We start from the raw sequence: 22,281 nt of genomic DNA, 5'->3' as shown, positions 1-22,281 counted from the left end.
ACTTCTTTTTTATTTTGCTTTATAAACCGGTGAATCCGATTGTTTTTGATTAATATTTTTCTTGATTCCTACGTGATAATACACGTAGAGTACAATAATTAAAGGGACCCCGCAGTAAAGACCAATTCGTTGATCCGGAATAAAAATTAAGCTGATTAATACAAGTCCATACAAACAAAAACCTAGAATAGGAACGAACGGATAAAGGGGCGTTTTAAATTTCAATTCCTTTACATCTCCTCCTTCCGCTAAAAAACGACGGCGGAACATAAATTGAGAGGCACAAATGGACATCCAAACAATAATGGTCACCATTCCTGAAATCGAAATAAACCAAAGATATACGGTTTCAGCAGCCACGACGCTTGTAATCAGCGAGCATCCCGAAATAATCATCGTCACAATTAACGCGTTAATTGGAACACCTTTTGAAGATAATTTCTTTAAAGGTTTTGGCCCCATATTGCTGTTTGACAATGACCAAAGCATACGGGAAGCAGCGTAGACCCCAGAGTTCGCCACGGATAACACAGCTGTTAAAATGACAAAGTTCATGATATCCGCTGCATAGGGAATTCCAATTTGATCTAATACGGCAACAAACGGACTTTCAATAACTCCCGCTGTTTTGTATGGCAGAATAGAGACTAAAACAAACATAGCTAACACAAAGAAAAACAGCGTTCTCCAAATGACGTTTCGAATAGATCTCGGCAACGTTTTCTCAGGACTTTCACTTTCTCCTGCTGCAATGCCGACAAGCTCCGTTCCTTGAAACGAAAAGTTAACCGTTACTAAAGTCAATAAAACTGCCAGTATTCCATTTGGAAAAAGACCTGCGCCTTGGGTAAAATGTGAAAGAAACGGTGCGGGTTCTCCTCCTTTAAAATCAATAAAACCAAAAACAGCAGCTCCTCCAATTAAAATAAATAGAATAATAGCCGTAACTTTAATACTCGAAAACCAAAACTCAGTTTCAGCATAGCTTCGAGCAGAAAGAGCGTTAATTAAAAACGTAATGACGCCAAAAATCAAGCACCATGACCATATAGGTACATCAGGAAACCACCTCTGCATTAAAATTCCTGCTGACGTAAATTCAAGCCCTGTCGTATTTGCCCAGCTGAACCAGTACAGCCATCCAATCATAAAGCCTGTAGAAGGTCCTAAAAACCTTGTAGCGTATTCTTGAAAGGAACCTGAAACCGGCATTGCTACCGCTAGCTCTCCTAAACAAAGCATAACTAAGTACATGAGGAAGCCGCCTATTATATAAGCAAGAATGGCTCCTCCCGGCCCTGCCTGGCTAATAGTAAAACCCGAACCTAAAAATAGGCCTGTTCCAATCACGCCTCCTAACGCAATCATAAATAAATGTCTGCTTTTCATTGTTCTCTGTAATTGGTTTTGTTCTGTATGTCTATTCATCGGTACCTCCGTTCTTCATTTTCTTATATGTGGTTTGTACAAGCATGCTTACTTTTTAGCATCTGAACAGTTGTTTCTTGAATCAGCTTAGGAAGGACGCCGAACGAATAAGGCTTATACACTCGCTCTGTCCACTTATGTCCGTCTTTCCCATATACTCCTATATTGATGGACGGAATATTTAACTCTCGAATTTCACGGAAAGGAATCGCCCCTGCAATCCCCCACCCCGGAAAGTTACGTGTAAAAGCATCGATTTCCTCATCTGTCTCATGAAGAGATAAAAAGCTGCCATCCGCTAGGTAGGGAAAAAAATTTTTAAACTGAAACGTCTCTCCCGTCTGTTTTCCAACCTTCTCCACAGCCGCTTGTAAAGGATAAAGAAGCTGCTGATCTCTGCTTTCGTCTTTCTTCAAGTGATTATGAGGCAAATAAGGCGGTGCAAAAAAGACAATTACGCGCGGACTTTGATGCGGATCTAACTTTTGAAGTTCTTCAATTACTTTAAAGCACCTTGTTCTAAGTTCTAAATGCGCATACTGTTCGAAAGCTCGTTCAATACAAGCCTGAGCATTTATCCCTTTTTGATCCAATTCTTCCAGATAATCTTCCAAACTCACAACATCCACTTGCCAAGACAAGTTTCGCTTTGGTAAATTCGTTCTTCGCGCAAAAAGTTCGTAATAATCAGAAAGTTTTTTCTCTACTTTTTCACATGCTTCGATTGATAATCCAATTAATTGACTCATCACTTCTTTTGCCGTTCGTTCATAGATGAAATAGTTAAAATACAAATGACTGCTTACGGCGGTTTGCACATTATAAGCCTCTTTATTATCTCGTTGATACAGACAGGAAGGTGGCAGTACCAGCTCTCCTTCAATATTTTCAGCTAGATTAATATTGTTATGGATGCTTCCCGTAATCTCAGATGCAATCAAATTAGGATCTATACCAGCAAGCGTATCTCCTACGTGTACCTCCCTTCCGTAAATATAAAAACATGGAAGCAGTTTCCCAGCAGCTCCTGTATAAATATAGCGCGTGGAATCTCCATCGTAAAGAGGTGTAATAAAGTCGGTATTAATCGCTGCTACATATGAAAGATTTTTCTCTTTTTTCAAACGGTTCAGTTCAGAAACAGCAGAAATAATTCCAGCATGCTGACTTTCCTCATCTGGGTTGACCATAAAAAGGACGTTTCCTTCTAATTGATCTCGATGCTTAGTAAAATGCAGCACATTGGCTAAATGTACAGCAATTCCACTTTGCATATCAACGGCTCCTCTTCCAAACATCCATTCACCTGAACGAGCATCTCGCTGTACATCTTCATTAATGTTATGCATAGAGAAATAGTGCTGAAGTTCTTCTGGATCTAACGCTATGTCTTTTAATGGACCAAAATCTTCAATGCCAACCGTATCTAAGTGAGCGTGATAAATCATTGTTTGAGCATTTTTTTTGCTGCCTTGAATAAAAGCAAATACATTTTTTCTACCTAGCGTATCGCCATTAATTTTCTGTTCCCAAACGTGAAGGGGATTTTCTTTGAAATAAGGAAAACTTTGAAGCGTGTTTTTAATGAAATCAGCAATCTCTACTTCGCCGCTTGTCCCATTGATACTTTTGATTTTCACTAACGCTTTTGTTAAACATTCAACTTGCTCTTCTATGCTTAGCTGTGAGAGTTGGGTATACACTTCTATTCCTCCTGCCTATCAAATAAAAACGTTATTTAGCTGCATATGAACAAAAATAGTACGATATATACATATCGTACTATTTTTATTTATTTTAAACCGATTACTCAGCAAATACTTTTTCAATTCGTTCAATTGCCCAGTCCAACTCTTCTTTTGAAATCGTTAGGGGCGGAGCAAAACGAATAACCGTACTATGCGTTTCTTTACAAAGCAAACCTTGGTCTTTTAATTTTTCACAATAAGGACGAGCCTCTTCGTGTAATTCTACCCCGATGAACAGGCCTCGGCCGCGCACTTCTTTAATAACTGGATTGCTTAAGCTTTGGAGCTTCTGCTTGAAATAAGAACCTAATTCTAATGAACGCGCTGGAAGTTCTTCATCTTCAATTACTTCCAAAGCAGCTAATGATACGGCACAAGCAAGCGGGTTTCCTCCAAATGTTGAACCATGAGAGCCAGGGTTAAAGACACTTAAAATGTCTTCGTTAGCGACTACGCAAGAAATAGGGAAAACTCCTCCTCCAAGCGCTTTACCTAAAATCAGCATATCTGGTTCTACGTCTTCCCAATCACAAGCAAACATCTTGCCTGTACGCGCTAAGCCGACTTGGATTTCGTCAGCAATAAATAGCACATTGTTTTCTTTACATAAGTCAGCTGCAGCTTTTAAGAAGCCTTCTGGAGGTAAAACGATACCTGCTTCGCCTTGAATTGGCTCAATTAAAAATGCGGCCGTATTCGGTGTAATAGCAGCTTTTAACGCTTCTAAATCACCGTAAGGAATCGTTTGAAGTCCTGGAAGCATCGGTCCAAAACCACGTTGATATTCTGCTTCAGATGATAATGAAACAGCTGTCATTGTACGACCGTGGAAGTTGCCCACACATGCGATGATTTGTGCTTGATTTTCAGCAACACCTTTCACATCGTAAGCCCAGCGGCGTGCAGCTTTAATGGCTGTTTCAACCGCTTCTGCTCCCGTATTCATTGGAAGAGCCATATTTTTATTTGTTAATTTACAAATCTTTTCATACCATGGACCAAGCTGATCATTATGAAACGCTCGTGACGTTAACGTTACTTTATCAGCTTGACGTTTTAATGCTTCAATAATTTTCGGATGACGATGTCCTTGGTTAACAGCGGAATACGCGCTTAGCATATCCATATATTTATTATTTTCTGGATCGTGTACCCATACGCCTTCTGCTTTTTCAATTACAATCGGCAGCGGATGATAGTTATGTGCCCCAAACTTTTCTGTTTGCTCAATAATTTTCACCGTTTTTTGTGTTTCAGTTGTCATATTTATTCCTCCTTATTTTCCAATTAAAATGTTTCAGATGTTGTTTTTGCTTGCATGTGAAGAACTAGATAATCCGGTCCCCCTGCTTTTGAATCCGTTCCTGACATATTAAATCCGCCAAAAGGCTGGTATCCTACAATCGCTCCTGTACATCCTCTGTTAAAATACAGGTTTCCAACATGGAACTCTTCACGGGCGCGTTCAATATGCTCGCGGTTATTTGATAATAAAGCGCCTGTTAATGCATATTCTGTATTGTTTGCAATCTCCATCATATGATCAAAATCTCGCGCTTTAGAGAATGCTACTACCGGACCAAAAATTTCTTCTTGCATGAGACGAGCTTTTTCATCTACATCCGCAAAAATAGTTGGCTGAATAAAGTATCCAGTTGAATTGTCTGCTTCTCCTCCCGCAACGAGACGCCCTTCTTCTTTTCCAATTTCAATATACGATAATACTTTATTGTACGAAGCCTCGTGAATAACAGGTCCCATATAAGTCGAAACTTCTTCCGGGTTGCCAACAGTTAATGTTTTTGTTAGCGCAACTGCTTTTTCAAGCACTTCATCATATACATCTTGATGCACAACAGCACGAGAACCTGCGGAGCACTTTTGCCCTGCAAAACCAAATGCAGAATATACGATTGAAGAAGCTGCTAAATCAAGATCAGCATCTTTGTCTACAACCACCGTGTCTTTTCCGCCCATTTCAGCTATAACACGTTTTAGCCATTTTTGCCCCGGCTGTACTTTTGCTGCTCTTTCGTAAATGCGGCAACCCACTGCACGCGAGCCGGTAAATGAAACAAAGCGTGTTTTTGGATGTTCCACTAAGTAGTCACCAATTTCAGGTGTAGCACCAGGAATAAAGTTTAATACGCCTTTTGGTAATCCTGCTTCTTCCATTACTTCTACAAATTTCGCTGCTACTACAGGAGTGGCATCAGCTGGTTTTAATAAAATCGTATTTCCGGTTACAATAGCTGCTACTGCGGTTCCAGCCATAATAGCTAACGGGAAGTTAAATGGTGAAATAATAATACCTACGCCAAGCGGAATATAATTGTACTGATTATACTCACCGTCTCGGCTCTGTACTGGGGAACCGTCTTTTAATGTCAGGACTTGACGTGCATAGTACTCTAAAAAATCAATTGCTTCTGCTGTATCAGCATCTGCTTCGTTCCAAGGCTTTCCTGCTTCTTTTACAAGATAACTAGAAAATTCATGCTTTCTTCGACGAATGATGGCCGCTGCGCGGAAAAGAATATCTGCTCGGTGTTCTACTTTCCACTTTTTCCACGTTTCAAAAGCTTTTAGAGCTGACTGTATTGCTTGCTCTGCTAGATCTTTATTTACTGTAGATACATATCCAATTACTTCTTTTATGTTTGCTGGGTTAACAGACGTAATTTTCTCTTCGGTCTCCACTTTTTCACCGTTGATTACAAGTGGATACGTCTTGCCAAGCTGTGTATTCACATATGTTAATGCTTCTTGAAATACCTGTTTATTGTTTTCGTCCTTAAAATTTGTAAATGGTTCATGAGAATAAGAAACTACCATGATATATGCCTCCTAGTATGCAAATCTTTGTTTAATTTATAGTTATGCAAATAGCGTGCCAACTTTTAATAAAACTTTACAGCCTCTTTATCATCAAGGCTTTCACTACTAATATCATTCTTTCTTTTTGATAAAAGAAAAAATAATTGGCATATGTATATTTTTTTGGCGCTTAAAATGCCAATTTTTTTTGCGTAAAGAGGATGTTGAGACATACCTAAATCAATTCAATCTAAAAACGAAAAAATCCGAACGAGTTTGATTCTCCATCAAGAATCAAACTCGTTCGGATCTTCCTTCAACTACACTACTTTTGTCTCAGCCTCTTTCTATTTGTGTATTACGTTATCTTTTCGTCATTTGAATGGTTTTGCAGGACTGTCTTTTAATCATTTTGTGAGGAACGCGCACTTGTTCTGCAACAGCATATGGCGTTTCAATCTGCTTAATCAAGCAGCTTACAGCCTGATAACCAAGTTCAAAAATATTAATATCAATTGATGTAAGAGCTGGTCTAGCCATTTCAGCGATTAAGACATTATTAAAACTGACAATAGAGATGTCTTCAGGAACCGAAATTCCCATTTCATCCAATGTATTTAAAACGCCTAATGCCATTAAGTCATCTGCTACTACTAGAGCCGTTGGACGTTCTTTTAGAGATAAAAGTTCGCAAACAGCTTCTTTTCCTCCCTTCTGTAGAAATTCTTCATGAATCACATACTCATCCCGGTAAGGAATGTTTGCTTTTTGAATCGCTTTATCATAGCCTGTTAAACGGTCAATGGTAACGACTAATTCAAGACTTCCACCAATAAAAGCAATACGCTCATGACCAGATTCAATTAAATATTCCGTCGCTTCTTTTCCAGCTTTAAAATTGTCGTTATCAACAAACGTGATGCTTTCACTATGCTTAAACGGCTTTCCAATAACTACAAACGGAACGCTCTGTTCTTGCAAATAAGAAAGTACTTGATCATCAACTTTGGAGTACAGCAAAATTAATCCATCCACTCGTCTTCCCTGTACCATTTGAACAACTTCTGCAAAAATCTCTTCTTCCGTTTCTCCAGTGGACATATAAATCGCTCTTTTGTTTTCGTGAGCTCCGGTGCTGATTCCTCTTAGCACTTCTGGGAAGAATGGATTTTGAAACACCTTGTCTGCTGAGCTCGGCATCACTAGGCCGACTGCCTCTGTCGTTTGATTTGCTAGACTTCGCGCAATAATATTTGGGTGATAACCAAGTTCTTTCATAGCCGATCGCACGCGCTGTTTTGTTTTTTCACTAATTCTTGAGCTGTCTGCAATGACGCGAGATACCGTCGAAGGGGCTACATTTGCTAAATTTGCCACATCTTTTATTGTTACACCCATAATTCCACCTCTTAATTATGTTTTCTTCATTACTACTTATCCAATATAGTTTGACAACTACGACGCGCTGTCCTTTTTATGAGATTGAGAAATTTTCTTTTCTTTTCTTCTTTTTGACGATGCTTTGTACAAAAAGATGCCGAATCCCGTATAAACAGCGGCAACCGCTGCGATATATCCAATATTAACCCCTGAATTTTTCACTACTTTATATACATTTGTCGTCTCAGGCTCCAATGAAATGTTGTATACATCGTCAACTGGTCGTATAATTCCTTCCGTTATTAACCCTCTTAATTCATTTTCTTTTCCAACTTTTTTAAGCGGTACATTAATGGCCGACGTTTCCTTTGTATTATTAATCACAACAAACGTCGTTTCGTCCTTATACCTTCTCTTGTATACGGCCACACCTTTTTGCTCAGACACAAGGGTAAAGCTTCCTTTTCGAAGAGAAGGCGATTTTGCTCTAAGTTCAGCCAGTTTTTTTAAATGATCTATAATATCGGGATTAGCTAAAAAATTCATCATGCCATAATTTTCTGCTCCCTTTCCCCCATTCAGCGCAATTTCTGTTCCATAAAAAACGATCGGTACACTCGGCGAAGTATAAAGGTAGGAAAGCCCTTGCTTTGTTCGGGCTCCAGGATGGTTTTCACTCTTTAATGCTTTTGCTGTAAAACGTGTGCTATGAACATCATCTAAAAAATTGGCTAAAGGCAAATTACTTCCTTTTTCCCACTTGTCATACAACATTTTCTGCGGACGATTAGTACCGCTAAACGTAGCAGCAGTGGCTTCGGCTAGCGTTCTATCTACAAGCAAATCCATTCCTAATGAATCAGCCTGCTCACTTTTTTTTAATGAATGCCCGTTTATTTCTCCTATTAATAGAAAGGAAGGATCCATGCTTTTTAACGTCTGAGAAAAAGATGAAATAAATGCAGAAGGAGCTTGATCGATATCTTTAACGTAATATCCGTCAATATCTGTTTGTTTGCTCCACCAGGCAGCATTTTTAATAAGGTATTTCTGCACGGCGCTTTCTTTTAAGTTAAGGTGAGGCAATGCTTTAATTACTTCGTTATCCGTACCGGATTCATTACTTATCCATGTTTGTTTTCCTTTATCTGCTATCCAGGTATGATTGTTACTGATTGTCAAAGGAAATTCGACCATAATTTTTATATTGCGCTCATGTGCTTTCTTCACAAGATTTTGTAAGTCTTTTAACGTTCCAAAATGATCGTCTATTTTATAATGGTCGGTCACCGCATATCCATGATAGCCTGTCTCATCATTTTCCATAAAAGGAGTCAATAAAACAGCGGTAAATCCCATCTCTTGAATATAGTCTAACTTTTGTGCTACTCCCTGTAAATCGCCTCCATAATAGGCATCTGAGCGTTCATAGTTAACATTTCGATCATTCTGTTCACTTCCGTTATAAAAACGGTTAATCATCAATGAGTATATCACCTCATCACGTATATCTTTATGATCTTGCGCTGAGGCGCTGCTTCCAAAAAGCAATAATAGTATAAGTAGCATACTTGTCCTTTTCCATTTCATCTATTCCCCTCCTATAGACGAACTGTTTCAAACTCACTTTTGTTTCCATTATAACGTTAACGCTTACATTATTGTTAAATAAGTTGATAAAAACAAAAAAAGTGATTAAAAGTTTTTACTTTTAATCACTTTTTTCTATCTATATACTGCTATATCGTCTCATTTACGTTCGATATATGAGGTTTATCCGATACTTTACCCACTTTATTTAATCGATCAATCAATCCAACACCAAATTCAGGATGAAGATTGCCGTCTCCTGTCGCTACAAAACTTTCACGAAATTCGTATGCGGATGAACCGTGTTCAGCAAAATCTAAACCAGCAATTTCTTCTTCGCTTGATACTCGAATGGAAGAAAAACGCGTGAGAACAAATAAGAATAACCCAACCGTTCCAATTGTCCAGCCCATCACAGCTATAATTCCAAGAGCTTGAATACCTAATAGCTGTACGCCGCCACCATAAAATAAACCGTTAGCTGTATCAAACAGCCCCACTGCTAACGTCCCCCAAATACCGCAAATTCCATGAACAGTAATAGCGCCAACTGGATCGTCTAACTTCATTTTGCTATCGATAAAATGCACAGCTTCTACTAGAATAATTCCTGCAATCAGCCCAATGACGATCGCGCCCGGGATCGATACGTTTGCTGTTCCAGCTGTAATCCCTACAAGTCCAGCTAAGGCACCGTTTAATGTTAAGCTAGCATCAATACGTTTGTAGCGAAACTTTGTGTATAAAGCAGAAGACAGGACTCCGCATGACCCAGACATTAATGTTGTTGCAATGATTCCCGGGACAAGAGCAGGATCGGCTGCTAATGTACTTCCTCCATTAAATCCAAACCAGCCAAACCAGAGGATAAATACACCTAATGCGCCAAGCGGAATGTTATGCCCTTGAATAGCATTGACTTTTCCATCGCTTCCATACTTTCCAAGACGTGCTCCTAGAAAAGTAACTGCTACAGCCGCACCAAGAGCCCCGGTCAAATGAACAACTGTCGATCCTGCAAAATCTACGAAGCCTAGTTTGGACAACCACCCTCCTCCCCATACCCAGTGACCTACAACTGGATAAATCACAGCTACCATAGCAATCGTGAGCATCATATAGCTGGATAGTTTCATACGTTCCGCTACCGCTCCTGAAATAATCGTAGCGCACGTTGCTGCGAAAACAATTTGGAAGACGAAAAAGCTCATTTGATCGCTTTCTCCATTTAAAAAGAAACCGCTTGAACCGATAAATCCTCCTTTTGAATTTCCAAACATAAGGGCAAAACCAATCACAAAATACAATACGGAAGATACAGCTACCGTTAGCATATTTTTCATTAAGATATTAAGCGAATTTTTCGAACGAGTGAAGCCTGTTTCAACCATCGCAAACCCTGCGTGCATTAAAAACACAAGCACTGCCCCAAACATTACCCACATCATGTCAATTGATGCACTGACTGATTCGACAGTTGGATCAGCTGCATTAACGCGTGTTGCCGCCAACAAACTAATAAACAAAACCGCACTAATTTTCTTTTTCAACGCTTAACTCCCCCTCTATTAAAATAACACTCTCTTTTTATAAAATAGCCTCTACACCTGCTTCTCCTGTTCTAATTCGTACAGCATCCTCTACCGGATAGACAAAAACCTTTCCGTCGCCTATTTGGTTCGTAGAACAAATTGATTGAATGATCTTAATGACTTCATGAACTTGTTCTGCTTCTAAAATCATTTCTACCTTGACTTTAGGTACTAGTTTGATTTCAAAACTTTGTCCCCTGAACAGTCCCTGCTCTCCTTTTTGCTGACCGCAGCCTGCCACTTCTGAGACTGTTAATCCGTTTATTCCTACTTCCTCTAATTTTACGCGCAGTGCTTGAAATTTTTCTGGACGAATGATAGCTTCCACTTTTTTCATTGTAACCCCTCTTTCATGTTAGTTTTATTAACATTTAATGTTATGTATATTATCATATAGGTAATTTTCTGAATATTCAAGTTAATATGTGATAAAAATGAGACTTTTTTCTTATTTACATAATAGTTAACGCTTTCATATCTTTTCAAAAAAAAGTAACGCAAAGGAAAAGTAGCTCCTTTGCGTTACCCCGTAGAAATAGATGTCATAATTTGCTTTTTCACTTGACTTGTGACAAAATGCTTTTCTGTAAATACTTCATAATGTTCTTTTCGAATTTTATCAAGAATTGCTCGGTATAAATGCGCCGCTCCTGTAAGAGGTAAACGAGAAGCCACGGGATATTTATGAATCGACTGAAGCCCTTTTATATAATACATTTCTGCTTCTTTGGCCAGGTGCTCCCACATTTCTATAAATTCAGAAGTGACCCACCGGTTCTCTAATAGCGTGCGCGTATATCCGTAAGAATTCATAAGGTCTTTCGGTAAATAAATGCGCCCTCGCTCTAAGTCTTCCCCCACGTCTCTTAAAATGTTGGTCAGCTGCATCGCAATGCCTAACGCAACTGCTTCTTCTTCTAATTCTTTATGAGTAGTTGGAGCTAAAATCGGTAAAAGCATTAACCCTACCGTACTCGCTACATGATAGGAGTATGTTTTCACTTCATCAAGCGTATCGTATTCTTTTTTTACTAAATCCATTCGCTGACCGGTAATCATATCGTCAAATGCTTGAACATTCATTTCATATTGTTCAAATACATTGCGCAGAGCTACCCACATGGCGCTTTCGTTTAATAGTTCTCCATTTTTAAACCGAGCAAATTCTCCTTCGAATTGCTGCAGCTCTATTTCAGGATTACTTCCTTCATCTACAATATCATCGACTTGACGGCAAAATGCATATACCGCCCATACTGCCTTTCTTTGTTTTGACGGCAGCATGGAAAAAGCTTTGTAAAACGTTTTTGAGTTTTCTTTAATAATTTCTTCACACTGAGTGTACGCTTTGTCTAACGAAATGTTCATCATATAGGACCCCTTTCTCTATTAAAGGATAAACCATCATTTCCTTATGGCTTCACAAGATCTTAAGAGAGCTTTGCAACCGTTTGAATAGACGATTGTTCAATAAGATGATCAGCCAACATTTTTGCTCCTTGCATAACAATTGGCACGCCTCCGCCTGGATGTATAGATGCTCCCACCGCAAAAACATTTTTATATTCGTACGGCTGGTACTGAGGTCTGAATACGCCTGACTGAAACAGCTCAGGAGCAATACCAAAGCTTCCGCCTTCGTAAAGTCCAAATGCTTGAGCATCATTTGGCGTGCGTACTTTTACCCATTCTATTTCTTTACGCAGCTCCCCAAACCCTTTTTCTTCCAAAGTTCGAATGATTCCATCAACAAAATCTTGCTGATTGCTCCAATCAATGTGGCCACCTGATGGAACCGGTACAAGTGCATATAGCACACTTTTTCCTTCGGGAGCTAGGGATGGATCAATAACAGAGGGATTAAATGTATAAATAGCGGGATCTTCAGGAATCGTTTTATGCTTAAACACTGCTTCCATATGTTTAGCCAAATCATTGCCCATAAAGTATTGATGCACATTGTGATGATCATATTTTCTCTTCAAACCAAGATAAAGCAGCAGACAGCTGGACGAAGGCACATACTTCTTTTCTTTTTTTTGAGCAATTTTCGCCATATTAGGAAAGTCGCCATTTAAAATCACTTGATCAAATGGGTGAAGTTTTTCGTCAACAATAACCCCTTCTGTCTTGTCTCCTGATATAGAAAGCTCTTGAACCACCTTATTCAAATGAATGCTTACACCTTGCTCTATCAGCGCCTTTTCAAGAAGTGGCACAAGACTTGCGTATCCCCCTTTTACGTAATAGATGCCATGAGCATGCTCACTGTAAGGAACAAGGGAATAAATAGCTGGTGCCGAATAAGGATTCCCTCCAATATAGAGAGATTGCAGCGAGTAGGCATCTACTAGACGTTCATCATGGAAATACGTTGAAACAAATTTTCTCATTGATTTATTTGCATTCATTTTTTTTAATGCCTTAATGTTTTGCCATGTCCAAAAATCTCGTTTATTTACAAATGTTTTTTCCAAAAATGCATTACTTCCTAGTTCAAATCGCTTTTTTAATTCAGTCATAAAACGCCGGTAGTTTTGCTCTTCGCCTGGAAACAAACGGCTAATCTCCTCTAACTGATCTTTTTCAGTCGCTTTTTTTGTATAGGTCGTACCGTCTGGAAAATGAATATCATAAAGTGGATCACAGCGTATTAGTTCATATTGAGAAGCAGAAATGCCCGCTTCATCTAAAATACGTTCAAGCATTAAAGGCAGCAAGACAATCGTGGGACCTTCATCAATTTTATAACCGTCTTTTTCTACAAACGCCAGCCGGCCGCCCAGCTTGTTTTCTTTTTCGAAAATATCAACAGAAAAACCTCGTTTGCTTAATAACAAAGCGGTAATTAAACCGCCTATTCCGCCTCCAACAATTGCTGTTCTCATAATGCACTCTCCATTTCCTTCATGGTTTTAAACGGCTCATTCAGTAATTGTCCGTCTCTTTTTAAGATGAGCTTTGTCGTAATGCGGGATGATTCCAGAATAGTTGGTAGACCGCTCCCTGGATGAGTTCCTCCTCCAACTAGCCAGCAATTTTCTAATTCTTCAAATTTATTATGCGGACGCAGTACCATCATTTGAGTGAGCTGATGTCCAAGGTTAAATGTCGCTCCTTTATAGACCAGCACGTCTTCTTCCCACTGCTTTGGTGAAATGATTTTTTCAACTTCAATATGACTCTCTAAATCTTTGAAACCCGTTTTCTTTTCTACAATTTTTAATACTGCATCTCGAAAAGCTTTTTGTTTTTCATCCCAGTTTACACCGCTGAAATTATTTGGAACCGGCGCTAAAATATAAAGAGCAGACTTTCCTTCTGGTGCTAAAGTTGGGTCTGTTACACTTGGGTTTTGAATGTAGATGGAAGGGTCTTCTGAAAGAGCTAACGTTTTTGTGATCTCTTCTACATTTTTTTTATAATCTTCAGCGAACACAATCGTGTGATGAGGCAGATCTTTGTACTGTTTGTCTATGCCTAGATAAATCATAAAAGTGGAACAAGAGTATTTTTTCTTTTCAAGTTTTTTAACTGCATATTTTTTAAGCGTACCTTCATCTATTAAATTCGTCATGGCATGAGCAAAATCTCCATTGATAATGACGTCGTCTGCCCCTATTCGCTCTCCATTTTCTAGAATAATTCCTTTTACTCTCTTATTTTCAATCCATAGTTTTTGAACACCTTGGTTTAAGTGGATGTGCCCTTGATGTTCTTCCACTACTTTTGCCATTGCTTGAGATAGCTGATTTACTCCTCCTATCGGATGGAAGATACCGTAGGCATGTTCCATAAACGATAAAATAGAAAAGGCTCCTGGACATTCCCAAGGGGACATTCCCAAGTACTTCGATTGAAAAGTAAAAGCTAATTTCAATTTCTCATCAGTGAAATACTTGCCAAGTACATCATAGAGCGTTTTACCTAAGGATAAATGCGGCAGTGCTCGAATTGCTTCAGGCTTTAAATAGTGATGAAAACGATCCATCTGCCCTTGCAATAAAGGCAGCAAAGCCGCCATCTTTGCTTCGGTGTCTTTCATAAAGCGCTCATAGCCTTCCCCGTTTCCTGGGTATAAACGTTCGATTTCTTCTTTCATCTTTTTATGGTTATCCGTCATCTGAATCTGTGCATCATCAAAGATAAGCTCATACATGAGATTTAGACGTTTTAAGTCCATATAGTCATGCGCATTGCGATTAGCAGCTTGAAATAATTCTTCAAAAATCTGTGGCATGCTCAAAAATGTAGGACCCATATCAAACGTATAACCTGACATTTTAATCGCTGAATTTCGCCCGCCCACGTATCCTTGCTTTTCATATACATCTACTTTATAGCCATGACTTGCTAACAGCATTGCTGCCGCTAGTCCTCCTGGACCTGCTCCAATCACGATTACGTTTTTTTGCATACATACACTCCTAATCTTATACAATAGTTATACAAACATTATACAAAGCTTTATTATTAAACACAACGATAAACTGCTTGTCTTTATTCGAATCATAAAATTACCAATAACTAAACCATGAAAATATGACGTTTGTACCATTTTTCCAGGGTTTCAGTACACTTTCCCTTTATTCGGTGCTTTCAAGCTTTTATTTTATATCTATGTAAAGTTATACAAAAATAGACTGCGGTCTTCTTCTCTACTTAAACGTATAAAAAAGAGAAATGGATGACTGATTTTATAAAAAAACCCTCTGTACTGAGAGGGTCCTGTCATTCAACAATTTGAATATTATTGTGAGTAAACCAGACGTGAATTTGAGCTAGATGAGCTAGCAGCTGAGGCCCTGTCATTAATTGACCAAACCACGGCGCTTTAAATCCTTCTCCGCCTGTATCAATAATATGCTTTAACTGCTGCTTATCAAAAAATTCATAAAGAGGTGACTGTTTATCTTGTAAAAGAGATTGAAGCCATACAGTTACAGCTTTTGTATAAGCTGGGTTATGCGTTTTAGGGTAAGGGCTTTTCTTGCGATAAAGAACGTCATGAGGCAAAATTCCTTCAAGCGCTTTGCGTAAAATCCCCTTCTCTTTATTGCCCGTCATTTTCATCTCCCATGGAATATTCCATGCATATTCCACAAGGCGATGATCTGCAAAAGGTACGCGTACTTCTAAGCTCGCTCCCATGCTCATACGATCTTTACGATCTAATAAAGTTGTCATAAACCAAACCTGATTTAAATAAAACAGCTTTCTCCGCTGCGCATCTTCTAACGATTCACCTTCTAATTCAGGCACTTCCTTTAACGTTTCTTCATATCTTGCACGTACATAATCTTCTAACTGTAATTTCTTTCTCCATGAACTTTGCAGCAAATCAATTCGAGCATCTAATGAGCGCATCCACGGGAAAGTATCCGAAGACAAATCGTGTTTTCGGTGAAACCACGGATATCCTCCAAAAATTTCATCTGCACATTCTCCTGATAAGCTCACGACAAAATCTTGTTTGATTTCACGGCAAAACCAAAGCAACGATGAATCTACATCAGCCATTCCAGGAAGATCTCTCACCTCTACAGCCTCTGTTAAATGCTGCACAAGGTCCTCCGTTGAAATAATGCAGCGATGATGATTTGTTTGAAACGTATCGGACATGAGCTTGATATAAGTTCCATCAGAATTTGGCTGAAACTCATTTGCTTTAAAAAATTTATCATTGTCTTCATAGTCGATAGAATACGTATGAAGGGAGCCCTTGCCGCTTTCTTTGAACGCATTTGCAGCAATTGCTGTAATGGCGCTTGAGTCCACTCCACCTGATAAAAATGTACAAACCGGGACATCCGACACTAGCTGTCTTACAATCGCGTCTTGCACTAAAAATTTAACTTTTTCTGTTGTTTCAGCTAAATTATCTGTATGCTGCTCACTTTTTACGTTCCAGTATCGCCAAATCTTCAACCCGTTACGCGTAAGCGTGAGCGCGTGAGCCGGACGCAATTCATTTATTTCTTTAAATACGCCGTGGCCGGGAGAACGAGAAGGTCCTAAGCCAAACACTTCTGCTAATCCATCTAATCCTACTTCTGCTTTTACCTCAGGATGAGCTAATATCGCCTTTAATTCTGATGCAAATTGAATTCCACCTTCATAAGATCGATAGAATAAGGGCTTCACTCCCATTCTGTCGCGTGCTATAAATAACTTTTCATTGGCTTCATCCCAGATCGAAAAAGCAAAGATACCGTTAAAATGATCTACGCATGATTCTTTCCATTCTATATAAGATGTTAGAAGTACTTCCGTATCTGAATGTCCCTGAAATTGATAACCTCTTTTTAGTAATTCTTTCCGAATATCTTCCGTGTTGTAAAGCTCTCCATTATAGCAAAGCGTGTAGAGCTGTTCATTTTTTTCTCGCGTCATCGGCTGTCTTCCGCCTTGAGGATCTACTACAACTAAGCGTTTGTGCCCAAAAGCAACATGCTGCTGTGTCCATACGTTGGTGTCATCAGGACCTCTTTTCGATAAAGTGTCAGCCATTTTTGTTATTGTTGCTGTTTCATTTAAAAGCGATCGCTTTAAATCGACCCAACCCGTTATACCACACATCGTTTATCATCCTTTCTTTCACGCTCTTGTTTATGAATGAAATAATGCCATTGTATGCACGCAGTAGTTACAGTTGAATTGTCCTTATATTTTATTTTTACTTTTCAGTTATAAAGAGAGCTTTTTTAGGCAATAAAAAAATATGGATAAATTTCACACGGAGGTTTGATTATGAATCATTATTCTAAACAACAAGCTATGAACAATCAGCCGCGTTCCTTCGTGATTGGTACGGTTGAATGTGTTGATTCACAGTGGATTTTCTTTGAAGATGAAAGTGACGAAGCTTCCATGCTTCATGAAGTAATGGATGAGACATTAGAACTTCTTATTGATACACGCTGGGAAAAAGCCATTATGGTTGATGACCGTCAAATAAAGCTTCACGATGGAACGTATTTATTGCGAAATGGAGATAAGCTAAGACTGACTAAAAAGCTACCTTATGCATACGAACAGCTTCTTCAATCACTACCGAAAGAGACCTTTTTATCATTCACTCAGCACTTAAATTCATTAAAATTCTCTCTTTATGATTGTATTTACTGTCACAACACATTATGTTTTTTACCGACAGACGGTGATACAAAAGGTGCTAATTTTATCATTTATGACAATGAGGAAAAAATTTGTGCCGTTCAGCATTTATTCGAACGAGGCACGCAATACCTAGACCGATTTGAATATACCGTTAACGATGGAGAACGTTCAATGAATCTTTTTTTAGATTAAAGTAAAAGAAAAGAGTTTGAGACATAACTTCATCAACCTAATCTAAAAAGAAAAAATTGGATATATGAGTTCGTATTGATTGCTTTTAAACCGCTATTGATTTCCATGCAAGGCTTCGCTTTCCGCGGGCGGCCGATGAGCCTCCTCGTCGCTTACGCTCCTGCGGGGTCTCACCTGTGCCACTTTTCCCGCAGGAGTCTTCGCCTTGCCCTCCAATCAACAGCTAGAAGCACCTACACGCATTAAATTTACTTTCACCATGACAACGAAAAAAAAACCGAAGTATTAATCAGAATTCTGATTAATACTTCGATTTTTTTTGAACTAAAATACTCTTGCCCTATCCTCTTTTCTTATCCTAGTACGACATATCCGTAATAGAATACTAAGATAAGCGCAATTACAAGAACTGCCCAAGCAACGCCTGTACGTTTTCTTTTTTCAGTACGAACAAGGACCATTTCCATTCCCACAAGCACTAACACTCCGGCAATTCCTTTAATGAGCGCTGCGCCTTGAAAATGGTACCAAGCTGCTAACATATGCAGACCTGATACTAATACTAATAAGTATAGAAGTCTCGCCACCATATGTAAGATTTTTTGACCTTTAGCTTTACCTGCTCGATGTAAAATCAACGAAACCACAAACGAGATAATCAATAATGTCCAAAGCGTTACATGAATATGTAGTGGAGCCATTCATCTCACGTCCTTTCTGAAAATATCATATCATGAAAACCTTTCCTTCACCAATAATATAAGGAAGGAAAAGGATTTTTAGAGGCTGCGTCCATATGTAGCATACCGAATGAGTTTTTCAAACGGTCCATCTGAAAATAGGCTCATCCATATCCAGCTTCCCAGCAGTTGAATAAAAATGATAATCCCCGCAATAGCCAATCCTTCTACAATTGAAATATGCCCATAGTATCCTAATCCATATGAGTAAAAAAGAAATGTACATACAATAGACTGGACAATATAATTAGTTAAAATCATTCTTCCCAAAAAAGCAAATGGCTGCATGACTTTTTGAATAGATACACTTCGCATAGCTAATGTAACCAACGTTACAATAAAAATTGCTCCTGCCGTTCCTCCAATTGTATCGTGAATATAAGATGTAGCTACATTGTGATCTAAAGCATAAGGCAATACAGATGATGCTCCATATACGATGAATGAAATAAGACAAATCCACTTTGTCTCAACTATATATTCTTCTATTTCTTTAAACCATTCGCTTTTTGCTATAAAGCCGCCTAATAAAAACAGTGGAAATAGCGATAAAAACAGAAAAGGAACCGTATTTAAATTATACGCGTAGTACCAATCCAGCAAGCGCTGATGAAATATTGACGCAAAATTTCCGTGTCCATATACTTGAAGCGCTTGGTCAATAATAGGCTGGTGAATTCCTGCCGCTGTCTCTCCTTCATTAGCAAAAGCCGCTACCGTTAAAATAACAATCATAATCACAGCGTAAATACTAAATATTCCGGTTCCCCATGCTAATAACACTTCTTTCTTTGCTTCTTGAAAAAACAGCATAATCAAAGCAAAGAAGCTGTATATCACAATCATATCACCATGCCAAATAAATACAGCATGAATAGCTCCCACGAGAAGCAAAGCTGTCATTCTTCGTACATAAAAAGGAGTAAAGCTTACTTGCCTTTCGTATGTACGCTGGAACATTTTCATAAAACCAAATCCAAACAAAATAGCAAGCAGCGCGTACCCTGTCTGTCCTATTACTATATCAACTAATCCATTAGCAACATAACTCATTCTTGAACCATTCATCAAATTATTGTCGTAATACGAAGCAGGCGAATAAAAATTCGGCATGTTTATGAGCAAAATACCGATAAGCGCAATTCCTTTTAATACATCCGCCGCTTCAATACGCTGTTCTTTATCAGCTGCATTCATTTTAAAACGTTTCATTCTTTCACACCTTACATGATTTCATTATTGCCTTCACATTATATCGAACGCAAAAGTTTTTCTTCAATGTTTACTATTTCCATTCCTCTTTTTAATGTTTTACCTCTCCTCTGCATATAGATAAGGAAAAAGCATTAATCACCTTTTTATCTAGGCTTCATATGCTGTTACTAGACTAAATTAAAAGGGTGTTTGCCTATGCCTGCCATTGTTGGTGTTGTTAATCTTAACAGTGTTGGTTCAGCCAGCGTCTTTCATATTGGAGATGTTTATACAATAGCCCCTATTTCCACTGCTAAAACATATGCTGGCGCAGGTTCGTTTAATACAGGTGACGGATTATATGTTGTGAATCAGCAGAGCTCAACCAATACGTCAGACAATGACGTAAATGACCAAAATGTTGCTGGAAATCTATAATAGAAATGAAGCTCATACAGGAGGATGCTTATGAACTTTTACGTGAATCAAAGTATCTGTATTCAAAGTATGAAAATCAGTGCCGTAAGTAACTCTTCGGTACTTCAAATTGGAAGCGTAGGTGTTATTAAACCGAACTCAAATCTCTTTAATACAGGAGGATTTACAGGCGCTGCACCTACCGAAACAAAAAAAGGCATTCTTGGATCTGTTTCTCCCTCTACCTTTACTCCCGGAACAGGCGCAGGAGCAGCCCCAGCACCTTTTTCACAGTCGCTAACTCCACCAGCTCGAGACAACGACTGACATGTTACAGCCTTCATCGCCATATGTATATATATAACTATTTTCTTTATCGGGAGATAAGGGAATCGAGGTGATTGAAGGTGGATAACATGAACTATATTCAGCAGGTTCATCAGTATGTTCAGCAAATGTCTTCGTATATTCAGCAGCAAGAAGGACGCATTGCTCAGCTTGAAAAAAACGTACAAGAACTTCAGCAAAAAATAAAAGAGTTAGGTGAACAGCCACCTATTAAAATTGATAAAATTGAATATAAATTTGAACAGTTAAAAATTGATTCTTTAGATGGAACATTAAATATTGGATTGAATCCTCTTACACCCGATAATTTAGAAGATATCATTATTAATGAGAAACCAGAAGTAACATTTCCGCAAGGAGCTCAGCCACAAGGGCAGCCGCCTCAAGGTGAGCAGCCGGGACAACCCGGAGGTCCTGGACCGCAAAATCCCAGCTTAAAACCATTGAATCGCCAGCTAGAAAAGCAGTGGGCCTCTGATATTCATGAAACGATTTTAAATGAGCTTAATCAATATGGATTTTCTATGGTTCAACATGTGCTTGATGAGCGCTCGATGATGATTGATGAATCGTACTACGAGTTTATTTTAGAAGATATTAAAAAGCAGCTGCAGCAGCGGATTACTTTTTATATACAGCAAGTTCAGCCGGAGGAAATGGAACGGAATTTTGAACAAATTAAACCGCAAATTATCGGTAAACTTTATGAAGATATGAAAAAAGGAATTGACGCATTTTTAACGTATTTACCTGAATCCTTAAAGAAAGGTGGACCCCCTTCATGAACTTTAACGTTGTAAACCGTGAATTGCTTGTTGGAGACGTTAGTATTACAGGCGTATCTTCTTCTTCTCTTTTTTTAATTGGTGATGCAAATTACATCTCTCTCTCTTCAACATTTGATACACCAGCGGAATCTTTGATTATCGGTCCTTATGTTCCACTATCGTTATCATAAAGGAGCTTATGTATGCTTTCACGCACATCTTCTGTTAATTATATAGAAATTAATTCCTTGTCGGCGAGCTCTTTTTGCCAAATTGGAGATTCAACAGAAATTCACCTACTTAATAAAGCGTTAGCTGATCGGAGACAGTATCCGTTTTTCTACGGCAGAGAAGGAAATTTTGATGATTATGCTATCTTTAGTGAGCCTATTCCCCATGGTGACTACGAACCTATTCCCGTTCAAACGTGGAATGAAATACCTTTAATCCGCGTTAACAGAATTGATATAAAAGGGTGCTCATTCTCGTCAGTTATTCATGTTGGCTCGACCTGCAATGTGTATGCAGAAGCCCGCATTAAGCATATTCGTGAACTGATCAACGATGAACCTTCAAAGGAAGCTGAAACAGGAGCTTCAAAGAAAGCTGCTTCAGAAGCTAGCGGCAGTGAGTGAACCTTTTAAGAAACTGCTCATATACTAAACTAATATCACGAAAAAAAGGGTGTGAACCTCATGCCAGCAATAATCGGACCCGTTAGTATCACGAGCGTCGGGGGCGGTGTCGTAACGTTTGGAGATACGTTTTATGTTTCTCCAAAAAGCGCTGCTAAAACAGCCTCAGGCTCAGGCTCTTTAAATACAGGTAACTTTGTTAATACAAATAACGGCATTTCAGGAACAAATACGTTAGATCCAGATTTATTCGATCAAAATATAGCGGCAAATGCTTAAAAAAACCCCTTATCTTTGCTACTAAAGCAGATAAG

The 22,281-nt window shown here is 38.7% G+C and carries 22 protein-coding genes; 7 read left to right on the top strand and 15 right to left on the bottom strand.

The window, feature by feature from the left end; all coding sequences use genetic code 11:
• Window positions 1–9: 9 nt before the first annotated feature.
• The 12 genes from CEQ83_RS03355 to asnB all read right to left on the bottom strand — a co-directional run bounded on the left by CEQ83_RS03355 (window position 10) and on the right by asnB (window position 17,134).
• Window positions 10–1,428, bottom strand: coding sequence for an amino acid permease (locus tag CEQ83_RS03355; RefSeq protein ID WP_098113546.1), 1,419 nt, complete (start codon window positions 1,426–1,428; stop codon window positions 10–12).
• A gap of 23 nt (window positions 1,429–1,451) precedes the next feature.
• Complete coding sequence (locus CEQ83_RS03350) at window positions 1,452–3,131, bottom strand: M20/M25/M40 family metallo-hydrolase (RefSeq protein WP_098113547.1); 1,680 nt, start codon at window positions 3,129–3,131, stop codon at window positions 1,452–1,454.
• Between the two features lie 103 nt (window positions 3,132–3,234).
• Window positions 3,235–4,440, bottom strand: coding sequence for an ornithine--oxo-acid transaminase (locus CEQ83_RS03345; RefSeq protein ID WP_098113548.1), 1,206 nt, complete (start codon window positions 4,438–4,440; stop codon window positions 3,235–3,237).
• Between the two features lie 23 nt (window positions 4,441–4,463).
• A complete protein-coding gene (pruA, locus tag CEQ83_RS03340; protein ID WP_098113549.1) occupies window positions 4,464–6,011 on the bottom strand; it encodes an L-glutamate gamma-semialdehyde dehydrogenase in 1,548 nt (515 codons plus the stop codon).
• Between the two features lie 345 nt (window positions 6,012–6,356).
• Window positions 6,357–7,391 carry a LacI family DNA-binding transcriptional regulator gene (locus CEQ83_RS03335; RefSeq protein WP_028412401.1) on the bottom strand — a complete coding sequence of 345 codons (1,035 nt, stop codon included), beginning with the start codon at window positions 7,389–7,391 and terminating at the stop codon, window positions 6,357–6,359.
• A gap of 57 nt (window positions 7,392–7,448) precedes the next feature.
• Window positions 7,449–8,963, bottom strand: coding sequence for an alpha-amylase family glycosyl hydrolase (locus CEQ83_RS03330; protein ID WP_098113550.1), 1,515 nt, complete (start codon window positions 8,961–8,963; stop codon window positions 7,449–7,451).
• Between the two features lie 149 nt (window positions 8,964–9,112).
• Window positions 9,113–10,513, bottom strand: a complete 1,401-nt coding sequence (locus CEQ83_RS03325; protein WP_034327384.1) for an ammonium transporter — start codon at window positions 10,511–10,513, stop codon at window positions 9,113–9,115.
• A gap of 37 nt (window positions 10,514–10,550) precedes the next feature.
• The gene (locus CEQ83_RS03320) at window positions 10,551–10,892 is read right to left on the bottom strand and encodes a P-II family nitrogen regulator (RefSeq protein WP_098113552.1); all 342 of its coding nucleotides are present in this window, start codon (window positions 10,890–10,892) and stop codon (window positions 10,551–10,553) included.
• A 185-nt stretch (window positions 10,893–11,077) separates the two neighbouring features.
• Complete coding sequence (locus CEQ83_RS03315; RefSeq protein WP_034267741.1) at window positions 11,078–11,926, bottom strand: phytoene/squalene synthase family protein; 849 nt, start codon at window positions 11,924–11,926, stop codon at window positions 11,078–11,080.
• A 59-nt stretch (window positions 11,927–11,985) separates the two neighbouring features.
• Entirely contained in the window at window positions 11,986–13,443 is a 1,458-nt protein-coding gene (locus tag CEQ83_RS03310) for a phytoene desaturase family protein (RefSeq protein ID WP_028412406.1), read from the bottom strand.
• Window positions 13,440–14,972 carry a phytoene desaturase family protein gene (locus CEQ83_RS03305; protein WP_034267744.1) on the bottom strand — a complete coding sequence of 511 codons (1,533 nt, stop codon included), beginning with the start codon at window positions 14,970–14,972 and terminating at the stop codon, window positions 13,440–13,442. Before CEQ83_RS03305 ends, CEQ83_RS03310 begins: the two co-directional genes overlap by 4 nt.
• 314 nt (window positions 14,973–15,286) lie before the next feature.
• Window positions 15,287–17,134, bottom strand: a complete 1,848-nt coding sequence (gene asnB / locus CEQ83_RS03300; RefSeq protein ID WP_098113554.1) for an asparagine synthase (glutamine-hydrolyzing) — start codon at window positions 17,132–17,134, stop codon at window positions 15,287–15,289.
• A gap of 171 nt (window positions 17,135–17,305) precedes the next feature.
• Between asnB and CEQ83_RS03295 the strand changes: the two genes are divergently transcribed.
• Entirely contained in the window at window positions 17,306–17,866 is a 561-nt protein-coding gene (locus CEQ83_RS03295) for a DUF2777 domain-containing protein (RefSeq protein WP_028412409.1), read from the top strand.
• An 85-nt stretch (window positions 17,867–17,951) separates the two neighbouring features.
• Here CEQ83_RS03295 and CEQ83_RS27540 read toward each other — a convergent pair whose 3' ends face one another.
• The 3 genes from CEQ83_RS27540 to CEQ83_RS03285 all read right to left on the bottom strand — a co-directional run bounded on the left by CEQ83_RS27540 (window position 17,952) and on the right by CEQ83_RS03285 (window position 19,818).
• On the bottom strand, window positions 17,952–18,086 hold the full coding sequence (locus tag CEQ83_RS27540) for a hypothetical protein (protein ID WP_255256919.1): 135 nt from the start codon (window positions 18,084–18,086) through the stop codon (window positions 17,952–17,954).
• A gap of 133 nt (window positions 18,087–18,219) precedes the next feature.
• On the bottom strand, window positions 18,220–18,567 hold the full coding sequence (locus tag CEQ83_RS03290; RefSeq protein ID WP_013055360.1) for a DUF1516 family protein: 348 nt from the start codon (window positions 18,565–18,567) through the stop codon (window positions 18,220–18,222).
• A 78-nt stretch (window positions 18,568–18,645) separates the two neighbouring features.
• Window positions 18,646–19,818, bottom strand: coding sequence for a DUF418 domain-containing protein (locus tag CEQ83_RS03285; protein ID WP_028412410.1), 1,173 nt, complete (start codon window positions 19,816–19,818; stop codon window positions 18,646–18,648).
• A 198-nt stretch (window positions 19,819–20,016) separates the two neighbouring features.
• Between CEQ83_RS03285 and CEQ83_RS03280 the strand changes: the two genes are divergently transcribed.
• The 6 genes from CEQ83_RS03280 (at window position 20,017) to CEQ83_RS03255 (ending at window position 22,246) form a co-directional block, all read left to right on the top strand.
• Window positions 20,017–20,238, top strand: a complete 222-nt coding sequence (locus tag CEQ83_RS03280) for a spore germination protein (protein WP_028412411.1) — start codon at window positions 20,017–20,019, stop codon at window positions 20,236–20,238.
• A gap of 30 nt (window positions 20,239–20,268) precedes the next feature.
• Complete coding sequence (locus CEQ83_RS03275; RefSeq protein ID WP_014461637.1) at window positions 20,269–20,544, top strand: spore germination protein GerPB; 276 nt, start codon at window positions 20,269–20,271, stop codon at window positions 20,542–20,544.
• 89 nt (window positions 20,545–20,633) lie between these two features.
• Complete coding sequence (gene gerPC / locus CEQ83_RS03270) at window positions 20,634–21,350, top strand: spore germination protein GerPC (RefSeq protein ID WP_028412412.1); 717 nt, start codon at window positions 20,634–20,636, stop codon at window positions 21,348–21,350.
• Window positions 21,347–21,523 (top strand): hypothetical protein, encoded by a 177-nt coding sequence (locus CEQ83_RS03265; protein ID WP_013055355.1) that lies wholly within the window; start codon window positions 21,347–21,349, stop codon window positions 21,521–21,523. The genes gerPC and CEQ83_RS03265 overlap by 4 nt, the downstream gene beginning before the upstream one ends.
• 12 nt (window positions 21,524–21,535) lie before the next feature.
• Entirely contained in the window at window positions 21,536–21,967 is a 432-nt protein-coding gene (locus CEQ83_RS03260; protein WP_028412413.1) for a spore germination protein GerPE, read from the top strand.
• A gap of 60 nt (window positions 21,968–22,027) precedes the next feature.
• Window positions 22,028–22,246: a spore germination protein gene (locus CEQ83_RS03255; protein WP_013055353.1), complete on the top strand. Its 219-nt coding sequence runs from the start codon at window positions 22,028–22,030 to the stop codon at window positions 22,244–22,246.
• Window positions 22,247–22,281: the final 35 nt, after the last annotated feature.

Source organism: Priestia megaterium, from assembly GCF_009497655.1.
Taxonomy (GTDB): domain Bacteria; phylum Bacillota; class Bacilli; order Bacillales; family Bacillaceae_H; genus Priestia; species Priestia zanthoxyli.
The sequence above is the reverse complement of the archived record's forward strand: the minus strand, read 5'-3'. Positions and strand labels throughout refer to the sequence as shown.

Coding starts and splice junctions, on each gene's coding strand:
- CEQ83_RS03355 (WP_098113546.1), bottom strand. CDS start 1,428: ATGAATAGACATACAGAACAAAACCAATTACAGAGAACAATGAAAAGC.
- CEQ83_RS03345 (WP_098113548.1), bottom strand. CDS start 4,440: ATGACAACTGAAACACAAAAAACGGTGAAAATTATTGAGCAAACAGAA.
- pruA (WP_098113549.1), bottom strand. CDS start 6,011: ATGGTAGTTTCTTATTCTCATGAACCATTTACAAATTTTAAGGACGAA.
- CEQ83_RS03335 (WP_028412401.1), bottom strand. CDS start 7,391: ATGGGTGTAACAATAAAAGATGTGGCAAATTTAGCAAATGTAGCCCCT.
- CEQ83_RS03330 (WP_098113550.1), bottom strand. CDS start 8,963: ATGAAATGGAAAAGGACAAGTATGCTACTTATACTATTATTGCTTTTT.
- CEQ83_RS03320 (WP_098113552.1), bottom strand. CDS start 10,892: ATGAAAAAAGTGGAAGCTATCATTCGTCCAGAAAAATTTCAAGCACTG.
- CEQ83_RS03315 (WP_034267741.1), bottom strand. CDS start 11,926: ATGATGAACATTTCGTTAGACAAAGCGTACACTCAGTGTGAAGAAATT.
- CEQ83_RS03310 (WP_028412406.1), bottom strand. CDS start 13,443: ATGAGAACAGCAATTGTTGGAGGCGGAATAGGCGGTTTAATTACCGCT.
- CEQ83_RS03305 (WP_034267744.1), bottom strand. CDS start 14,972: ATGCAAAAAAACGTAATCGTGATTGGAGCAGGTCCAGGAGGACTAGCG.
- asnB (WP_098113554.1), bottom strand. CDS start 17,134: ATGTGTGGTATAACGGGTTGGGTCGATTTAAAGCGATCGCTTTTAAAT.
- CEQ83_RS03295 (WP_028412409.1), top strand. CDS start 17,306: ATGAATCATTATTCTAAACAACAAGCTATGAACAATCAGCCGCGTTCC.
- CEQ83_RS03290 (WP_013055360.1), bottom strand. CDS start 18,567: ATGGCTCCACTACATATTCATGTAACGCTTTGGACATTATTGATTATC.
- CEQ83_RS03285 (WP_028412410.1), bottom strand. CDS start 19,818: ATGAAACGTTTTAAAATGAATGCAGCTGATAAAGAACAGCGTATTGAA.
- CEQ83_RS03280 (WP_028412411.1), top strand. CDS start 20,017: ATGCCTGCCATTGTTGGTGTTGTTAATCTTAACAGTGTTGGTTCAGCC.
- CEQ83_RS03275 (WP_014461637.1), top strand. CDS start 20,269: ATGAACTTTTACGTGAATCAAAGTATCTGTATTCAAAGTATGAAAATC.
- gerPC (WP_028412412.1), top strand. CDS start 20,634: ATGAACTATATTCAGCAGGTTCATCAGTATGTTCAGCAAATGTCTTCG.
- CEQ83_RS03265 (WP_013055355.1), top strand. CDS start 21,347: ATGAACTTTAACGTTGTAAACCGTGAATTGCTTGTTGGAGACGTTAGT.
- CEQ83_RS03260 (WP_028412413.1), top strand. CDS start 21,536: ATGCTTTCACGCACATCTTCTGTTAATTATATAGAAATTAATTCCTTG.
- CEQ83_RS03255 (WP_013055353.1), top strand. CDS start 22,028: ATGCCAGCAATAATCGGACCCGTTAGTATCACGAGCGTCGGGGGCGGT.